Below are 1450 nucleotides of genomic sequence, written 5' to 3'. Positions count from 1 at the left end.
CTGGGCAGCACCGGCGGCTATCCGTATCTCACACCCGTTGAGCGCAAGCGCACGCTTCGCGCCGCTGTCGAATGCGTCGCGGGACGAACGCCCGTCATCGTCGGGGTCGGTGCGCTCCGTACCGACGTGGCCGAGGACCTCGCCCGCGACGCGAAGAGAGCTGGCGCCGATGGACTTCTGCTGGCGCCCATGTCCTACCAGCCGCTCACTGAGGATGAGGTGTTCCGGCATGTCGAAGCCGTCGCCGCGGCCGGAGATCTGCCCCTCTGCATCTACAACAACCCCCGAACGACGAACTTCACCTTCACGCGCGACCTGATCGGGCGGCTCGCCGTGCTTCCGAATGTGGCCGCCGTGAAGATGCCGCTGCCGGAAGATGGGGATTACATCGGCGAACTGGACCGGTTGCGGGCGGTGACGCCGGAAGGATTTGCGATCGGCTACAGCGGCGATTGGGGCGCAAAGGATGCACTGCTGGCGGGTGGAGACTGCTGGTACAGCGTCGTGGCCGGGCTTCTGCCGGGTCCGGCACTGACTCTCGCGCGTGCGGCGCAGGCCGGCGACGGGGCAGCCGCCGAACCGATCGACGAGGCCTTCCGTCTCTTGTGGGACCTGTTCCGAGAGTTCGGCAGCTTTCGCGTGATGTTCGCCCTTGCCGAGCTGCTGGGATATGGGCGCATCGAACCGCCTCGCCCGGTTCTGCCCATCCCCGACACCGCGCGCGATCGGCTTCCGGCAGCATTGCGTAGCATCGAGGAAACGGGGGAGGCGTAGGTCCGGGCAGCGGCAAGCTCGTGTTGCGGTCTATCGGTGGAGCAGGCCGTCGCGAACAGCACCGCTTTGCATGTCCAGCCCCGCGACCAGAGGCTGCTCGATGACCGGACTGCCGCTTGGCCGTCGGTAGACGAGGCATGTGCGAACCGCAGGCACGCTATCGCACCGCAACGCGGCAGAGGTTCAGTGTTCGAATGCGCGCAGATGCGGAAACTTCCCTTGGGCGATGTATGCCTCTTCCGCAGGGGTCGATCGGCGGCCGAGGGCTTGATTGCGGTGAGGATGGCGGCCAAAGGCCGCGATCACCTTCCGCACGTCATGCGCCTGTGTCACCAGTGACCGGTAAATCGGCTGCAGATGTGCCGGTGCTTGCGTGGAGATGTCCTCGCGGAGTGCCACGAGAGATGCTGTCCCTGAGCGTGGTGTAGATTCTGGGAGAGGTGGTCACCGGCGATGTTCGGTTAGGGTCTGGTTGCTTACGCCAACCCAGGACCGAGAGGACCACCGATGACCACCGACATGATGAACTTCCGCGACATCGTGGAGAAGGCCCCTGAGCTGATCTGCCGCGCGAGATGATCGGCTTTGCCGCCGAGCGGCTGATGGAACTGGAGGTCGGCGCCGTGACGGGCGCGGCCTACGGCGAGAAGGACCCGGCGCGGCGGACACAGCGCAA

General features: G+C 65.9%; 2 protein-coding genes and 1 pseudogene. 2 read left to right on the top strand and 1 reads right to left on the bottom strand.

Annotated features, from left to right (window positions below; all coding sequences use genetic code 11):
• Positions 1–774 (top strand): dihydrodipicolinate synthase family protein (locus Q0938_RS19095; protein WP_299365695.1); only part of this gene is annotated, 774 nt, incomplete at its 5' end.
• A 183-nt stretch (positions 775–957) separates the two neighbouring features.
• On the opposite strand, the gene Q0938_RS19090 is transcribed toward Q0938_RS19095, so the two are convergent.
• Complete coding sequence (locus Q0938_RS19090; RefSeq protein WP_299365693.1) at positions 958–1173, bottom strand: DUF924 family protein; 216 nt, start codon at positions 1171–1173, stop codon at positions 958–960.
• 108 nt (positions 1174–1281) lie between these two features.
• Between Q0938_RS19090 and Q0938_RS19085 the strand changes: the two are divergent.
• A pseudogene (locus Q0938_RS19085) lies at positions 1282–1450 on the top strand (IS256 family transposase); the annotation flags it as partial.

Source organism: uncultured Paracoccus sp., from assembly GCF_947496875.1.
Taxonomy (GTDB): Bacteria; Pseudomonadota; Alphaproteobacteria; order Rhodobacterales; family Rhodobacteraceae; genus Paracoccus.
This window is presented reverse-complemented; position numbering and strand designations above follow the sequence as displayed.